Below are 6616 nucleotides of genomic sequence, written 5' to 3' on the forward strand. Positions count from 1 at the left end.
TTCGAGAAAATCGATTTGGGAACAGATTTCGAGAAAACGGCACCCAACACCAGTGCTTTTCAGGGCGTTAAGCTGGGGATTACCCACTCGACCTTCGTTTTTAGAAATTTGAAAGCGGAAGAACCGGCCCAGATAGGTCGGCTGCCCAATATCCGTAACTTGACACGTACCTTGTTACCGAACATCCTTTGACGATGGCCGACTATATCGAGTCTCACGGAAGCGCATTTCTAGCGCATCGACTGCGCCGCTCGTCGGACCGTATCGTCGATCAGATAAGCGGCGTTCTTCTCCAGCTAGGCCTCGACGTTCCACCGCGCGGCGCTTCGATGTTGTTGCTGATCGTCGAGCATCAACAGATCGGGGTGGTGGATATCTCGCGACGCCTGCGATTGTCGCACCCGCTCATCGTCCGCATGGCGCGGGAATTTGAAAGCCGCGGTTTGGTCGAGATCAACGCGGATCGGTCCGATGGTCGGCGACGAGTTCTAAGCCCGACCGACAAGGCGCGTTATGAGGCTGCCGCGCTTCGGACTTTCAATGCGAATCTGGAAGCGATGTTCGATGACCTGTTTGCAAACATTGATGCTTCTTTGATCTCGGTCCTCGATCGCTTCGACGCTCAACTTGATGCTTCACCGATCCCAACGCGCCTTGCCAACCGGAAATCGACCAAGGAGTAATCGATGTCCCGTCGTCGCGATGTTCTCATGATGCTCCTTCCTTTGATGGCTATACCCATGCCGCAGTCTGCCAATGCCCAAACGGCTCCGCCTTCACCGGCTCCGATCCTTGACGCAGCCACACGTCGTGAGATCGTGAACACGTTCGCCCGCGAGATGCGAGAGCGGTATATTTATTCGGAAAGAGTTGATCAGGTAGCGGCACAGGTGACTGCGGCGCTAGGCGCAGGCAAGTACGACGGCGCCAAAACGGCGACAGATCTTGCACGCAAATTGTTTATCGACGCGGTCGCTATCACGCACGACGCGCACTTGGAAATTTTTGGTCCGGAGGGGCCGCATGCACCCCCGGCACCACAGACCAAGCCCCCGGAAAGTGCTGAAGCAGGGCTCACGCGCGCGGACAAGTTGGCGGGCGGCGTCGGGTACATTGAAGTGGTTGGCTTTCCCCAATTGGACTCGTTCAAGCGGGTTATCAATGCTGCGATGTCTGGTCTTTCTGGCAGTCGCGCGCTCATCATCGACGTCCGGAGGAATCATGGCGGTGACCCGGAATCGGTCGCTTACCTCCTGAGCTTCTTGGTTCCGCCTGATCTGCCGATCAGCGACATCGTTTTTCGAACCGCAAAGACGAATGAGACAACGCGGCTGAGCTTCCGAAGCGTTCGCACGCCAGTGTCTTTCCTGAGAGTACCTGTCTACGTGCTCACGAGCAGAGATACCTTCTCGGGCGGAGAGGAGTTCGCCTACGACATTCAAGCGCTCAAGCGGGGAACCTTGATCGGCGAAACAACAGGAGGTGGGGCCAATCCGGCAGGGCTGAGCGACCTAGGCCATGGTCTCACTGCAGTTATCCCGATCGGCCGAGCGGAAAATCAGATAACCAAGACCAACTGGGACGGCGTTGGCGTTCGGCCAGACGTGGCCGTCATGAGGGTAAAATCGAAGAAGCGTCACCATTGTTGCCGCTTGATCCTGGTCAGTAAGCTATACTTGGGCCTTTCACGAAACCCGATCGTTGATCGGAATGGAGGCACGGCGACTGCGGACGAAGACTAACCAATGATTTTCCTCAAGCCAGAAATGTTATTGCCCCGAATGATGCCGAAGATGGATGCAACATGGCCGCCCTCAATCAACCCAGTAATCAACACCGTGTTGGGAGGTGAGGTCGTGCTAGTATGGAATGCTTCGTGGTCATTGACGTGATCGCTACGGTCGTGACTGCCTTTTTTGCAGCATCTAGTGGTCAGACTGTCATTACACCGAATATTACTGAATTCGATCTTGAAAAGGTTCGCCACAAAGACGCAACTTGCGTCGACCGCAGCCCGTCAGATGACATAATCGTTTGCGCTCCTAAAAACATGAACATTTGGATATCTCCAGCCGATGAGGCCAGATATGCACCGAAGCCACTTCGCGGAGAGTTCACCGGACCGCTCAATTCAGAAACAAAGGTCCATGTTATTCAGGGACCAAGCCCAATTGTCGTGACACCTGCCGCAGCAGTAACCTTTAAGTGGAGGTTTTAGTAAAAATCGTTAAACGAGTTATATAATATTAAAAGACCTGAGTTTCGAACGAGAAAATGTAAAGTCTGATGCTGGCTGGTATTCCTGAAAGTTACTTAGCACATGGTTCTTTGGATACTTGTCGCTCTACAAACAGCGCCGGCTCTATCCGATGCTCAAAATTTCGACCTTGCAAAGATACCGAACCGTCGCAGCGCCGCGCTGTCTGCCCTCACGGTCGAACGTTGCAACGATGACGTGTCGGGTGACGAAATTGTCGTCTGTGGAAGAAAAAAAAGGAATTATAGATCGCCGCTTCCAGACGAACGTGTAAGCGACCGAGGTCGATCCGTTGGTGAAGCAATGACAGGTTCAGATGCTTTAAGACCTGCTGGCCGATGTGGCATCTTCGAAGGCGAGAGGCGCTGCAACAGGCAGGAGGCGGCTCAGTACGGATATGGTAACGGTCGTGATCCAATTACGGTGCTAATCCGCATCGCCGGAAAGATATTTAATCCAGAAGCTAACTAGGCTTTGATCCACGAATACCTTGGCGCTGTTTTGCAAGCTCTCCTATAAAAACTACCCGCTTATCGACAAGACAGATAGAAAGATCGCGCTTAACGCTTTCCTTCATCGAAACGCGAACATCTTTTGGAAGAGATTTTTCGTCGGTTGCGGCAATTCGGGATGCCAACTGATCGGCACAGGCCTCAAACGCTCTGCAACCAAGAGTGTCGATATCCCGATCGCCACTCGAAGTTTTGGTAGAACAGCGTAGCTTGCTCCCCCGGATTGCATACCTACCTGTCCAATTTGACAACCGCTGCCCAATGACCACGATTTCCGTTTGTTCGGATCCGACTATGGCTTGTTGAGCCAGGAGCAAAGCGGCCGTTAGGATCAGCATGTACCCTCCAGGTTACCCGCCTGTTGGCTACAAGCGACGATGCGGCAAACGATATCAGGCGCGGCATCGAACGCCAGCTTTCTTGATATTCGATCCTATTTCGAGAACCGAAGCTAGTACGGGTCGCGTCGCAAAAGGGGACCCTTAAGCAACGCCAGAGACCCGCTCACAGCCAGGTCATTCATGCCCTCTACCGAATTTCTCGATTGCTGCCGTTCGTCAATGCGGTAGGCTTTGTCGATGGACATGTTCATGACATTCATCGCTGAAGATGTTGTCGGTTGGGTGGATGATCGGTTCGGTCGAGCAACCGCATGGATCGTCAGCATCCTTGCCGTTCTGGCGCTGACTGGCGGGGCAATTACCCTTGCCGTCTACCTGATGGGTTGATGTCGAGATCGCCCAGTTGCGGACATTGCTGCCAAGATGGACAAGGCTTCTATGTCCGAACCGCTCGACGCTATAGTTGACCGCATTGATACAGGCGCTTTTCTACGCCGCAGCCATTCCATCGTCCGCCCTTTAGTCGAAAAGCTGGTCACCCTATCGCCGCTTGCCTCTGAGGTAGTGGCAGCGTTCGACCAAGGGACGGGGGACAAACCGATCTTCTGACACGGCTGTGGACGGAAATCGAAAGCCTGCCGCTGGATCGGCAGGGTGGCCGTCGAGCATAGTCATCAATTTCTATGAGATCCGCGATCGTTCTGAACGCGCGCAGCGCGTTCCCCAAGCGTCGCGTATTCTGACGCCGAATTGAGGCGCTGTTTCTTCTGTACGGGATCGACAGTCAGTGCCGCCGCCTCCAATTGCTCCTGCGCTCGCCGAGCATAATAATTCGTATCGTTGTCCACCCGGCCCCCGGTCGATGCGTCGCACGCAAAAGGATGTCCTTTACATCAGGATGATCGAGTGTTTCGGCGAGATAGAACCATATTGGACTAGTTTCAGGCGCGACTTGACTGGTCTCGCCCCCCGCCGGCCGTAAGGTATTCATTATCTATCAAGCGCTTAGCTTATTATTTTTTGCGCTGGGCATTGCCGACCGCCTCGCACCCACTTCCTACATCATGAGGGCATGGTGGTAATGGATGAGGAGCGTCAGGAATAATACGAGGACCCATTGCATAACTCCGGATTATAGCAATGTCCTTCTTCGAAGCTGGCATCTGTACGGGACCAATACCTCTTATCTTTGTGCTAGGTTTAACAGTCTGCTTAGATTGTATCTGAGCAAAGGCTATCTGCGAAGTAGATATTGCCATGATCATAATGCCGAACTTCAAGTTTATTTCAGTTTTCATAGCGGTCGATATCCAAAAGGGGGCCAATTTGAATAAACATTCAGAGGGCTGATACTTATTCCGATTGCATCGGCAATATTTTTTGCAATAGTATTAGTGTATGCCTCTTGGCCTTCAAAAAATTCGTTACCCTTAGCATACGCGCCACTAGCCGTATTATTAGCTATTGTATCTTGATAGCTGTTCACCATCCAAGATCTTGTTAGTAAGCCAGTTTGCGTATTATGGCTAACTTTATGTAAAAGGAGATAATTTATCCCTTCTTGACCATACATCATGTAATGAGCTAGTTCTCTAAAATCTATATCGAATCTGTCACCGTAGTTCGCTCCCGCATATCCATTCCCATATGTACGTCCTGTAATGTACGCTCTCATTCCATCTAATTTAGATAGCAATTGGTTTCCGGTTATTTGTTCACCAAGGCCTCCAAAAATTGTTTGTAAGCTGCTTATTCCTGATATTAGATTTCTAAATTGAGTATAATATTCTGAGAACTGACTGACGACACTATCGATCAGCTGCCTGTTCAAATCTCTTGGAGAAGTATTATCTACGATCAGATTGGCGTATGGTCCAAATTGCCAAGTATCATCGCGCTCGGATGGGTCTAAGTTATTCCAATATTGGTTGAAACTCGATAGAGAATCATAACTAATTGCCCCGGGTAAGCGGTTTACAATTATGACAATTTCAATTGGAAGCGGTGTTGGATTACTTGCCATTGCGAATCATCCCAAATGACAAAATTTAACACTTCTGAAAATTACAAATAATATAAATCCGGTAATTGGCAATAGTCAATAGAATTTCGGTATGACCATAACTACAATCATAAGACTCGTGAAGTTCTCAAATATCCGTACAAGGTTGGCGTGTGAAACTGTTGAAAAATCTAGATCGTATACGATAGTTGGTCAATGTGACGTCAAAGGATACCAGTCAGATCCGGTCCGATCTGGTCCTAATCTGCATCTCAGGCTGCCCTTTACAGATGTAATATAATGCGAAAGCTGCATGCGGATTTGTTTTCGGGGACGCTGTGCATTCTTCGGGTCTAAGTTTCATCACCAAACCGCGTCGGGCAATTCCGCGCCGCCTTGCTCATCGCGGCCTGTATGTATGCAACCGCGACAACCGAAGGAAGGTGACGAGATAGATCCGCTTCTACTGGCGCGGTTTGGTTTCGCCCCCCCCTGCCCTACGGCTGATCTATTTGGCGATCGGTCTCAGCGATGTTCGTCGCCCAAGACGGGCTTTTGCTTTCCCGTTTGGTGTCATAGCTCTTAGCGCCCTACCCTTCCGCCGCGATCCGGACGGTGTTGCGGCCGAACCGACCGTTGAGGCCGTCGGTCGCTGCGAGCAGCGGAGCAGCCTTCGTGTCGATCGTGGCGAACAGATCGGTTTGCGCCTCCCCGGCCGCGTGGAGCCCTTCCAGCATCACCCCGCATTTCGTGTAGATCGAGCTCGGCACGAACATCGAGTCCATCATATTGCTGGCGACGCTGGCGATCGTGCGCGGGTCATGGGTTGCCGGCGACAGTCGGGCCGATAGCGAGGCAGAAGGCGCGTTCGGTTTGTACCGGCTCCCATGCGCGAACGCGATTATGCGTGACGCGACCAGCCCTTGCGCGCGGATCTCAGCGGCGCGGGCAGCACGCCGCACCATAGCTTCGCGCAGCGAGTCCGGATCGCGGACTAGAGCGTTGCGCGCCTTGCCCTTATTCAGCCCGGCCTGGGTTCGCCTGCGCAGATCGATGTCCTGCAGCTGCGAATTCCGACCGAAGCGGGCCGGGTAATCCAATGCGAAGCGGGCCGTCATTCCAACGTAAAGCGGGCCCCCGTTCCGATCTGAAGCGGGCCGCCATTCCGACGCGAAGCGGGCCACCATTCCAGTGGCAAGCGGGCCGGGTCGGTGGCGACATTTAGGAGACCTGTTCGGGTCAGCAACTGCGGCAGAAGTCTCGTCCTTTGAACAAGGATGGAGGGGCTGATGCCGGCCAAGAGAAAGCTGACTATGCGATACTTACGGCGGATTCTGCGCCTTCATCACGAAGGGACACCGACGCGCGATATCGTGCGCGTCGCCGAGCGTCCTCTTGGCATCTTCGAATGGCCAAGGTGGCGAACAAGGAGACCGCCAGCGTCGTCTCGGCCCTGATCAAGCAGGCGCGCAAACTGCCTCGCGAGCTCTATCAGTCGCTGACC

At 52.8% G+C, this 6616-nt stretch carries 6 protein-coding genes and 1 pseudogene; 4 read left to right on the forward strand and 3 right to left on the reverse strand.

Going from position 1 to position 6616, the window contains the following annotated elements:
• Nucleotides 1-194: 194 nt before the first annotated feature.
• From C8J45_RS07345 to C8J45_RS18865, 3 genes are all read left to right on the forward strand, one after another.
• Nucleotides 195-683, forward strand: coding sequence for a MarR family winged helix-turn-helix transcriptional regulator (locus C8J45_RS07345; protein ID WP_107962594.1), 489 nt, complete (start codon nt 195-197; stop codon nt 681-683).
• A 3-nt stretch (nt 684-686) separates the two neighbouring features.
• Nucleotides 687-1742 carry a S41 family peptidase gene (locus tag C8J45_RS07350; RefSeq protein WP_107962595.1) on the forward strand — a complete coding sequence of 352 codons (1056 nt, stop codon included), beginning with the start codon at nt 687-689 and terminating at the stop codon, nt 1740-1742.
• Between the two features lie 134 nt (nt 1743-1876).
• The gene (locus tag C8J45_RS18865; protein WP_146168581.1) at nt 1877-2218 is read left to right on the forward strand and encodes a hypothetical protein; all 342 of its coding nucleotides are present in this window, start codon (nt 1877-1879) and stop codon (nt 2216-2218) included.
• A 502-nt stretch (nt 2219-2720) separates the two neighbouring features.
• Here the strand turns inward: C8J45_RS18865 and C8J45_RS18870 are convergent.
• Nucleotides 2721-3107, reverse strand: coding sequence for a hypothetical protein (locus C8J45_RS18870; RefSeq protein WP_146168582.1), 387 nt, complete (start codon nt 3105-3107; stop codon nt 2721-2723).
• A gap of 240 nt (nt 3108-3347) precedes the next feature.
• Between C8J45_RS18870 and C8J45_RS19130 the strand changes: the two genes are divergently transcribed.
• Complete coding sequence (locus C8J45_RS19130; RefSeq protein WP_181321146.1) at nt 3348-3497, forward strand: hypothetical protein; 150 nt, start codon at nt 3348-3350, stop codon at nt 3495-3497.
• A gap of 907 nt (nt 3498-4404) precedes the next feature.
• On the opposite strand, the gene C8J45_RS18875 is transcribed toward C8J45_RS19130, so the two are convergent.
• Both C8J45_RS18875 and C8J45_RS07360 read right to left on the reverse strand, forming a co-directional pair.
• Nucleotides 4405-5133 carry a hypothetical protein gene (locus tag C8J45_RS18875; protein ID WP_146168583.1) on the reverse strand — a complete coding sequence of 243 codons (729 nt, stop codon included), beginning with the start codon at nt 5131-5133 and terminating at the stop codon, nt 4405-4407.
• Nucleotides 5134-5702: 569 nt separating this feature from the next.
• Nucleotides 5703-6095 (reverse strand): annotated as a pseudogene (locus C8J45_RS07360) (type VI secretion protein ImpB); the annotation flags it as partial.
• Nucleotides 6096-6616 lie beyond the last annotated feature (521 nt).

This window comes from Sphingomonas sp. PP-CE-3G-477 (genome assembly GCF_003050745.1).
Taxonomy (GTDB): domain Bacteria; phylum Pseudomonadota; class Alphaproteobacteria; order Sphingomonadales; family Sphingomonadaceae; genus Sphingomonas.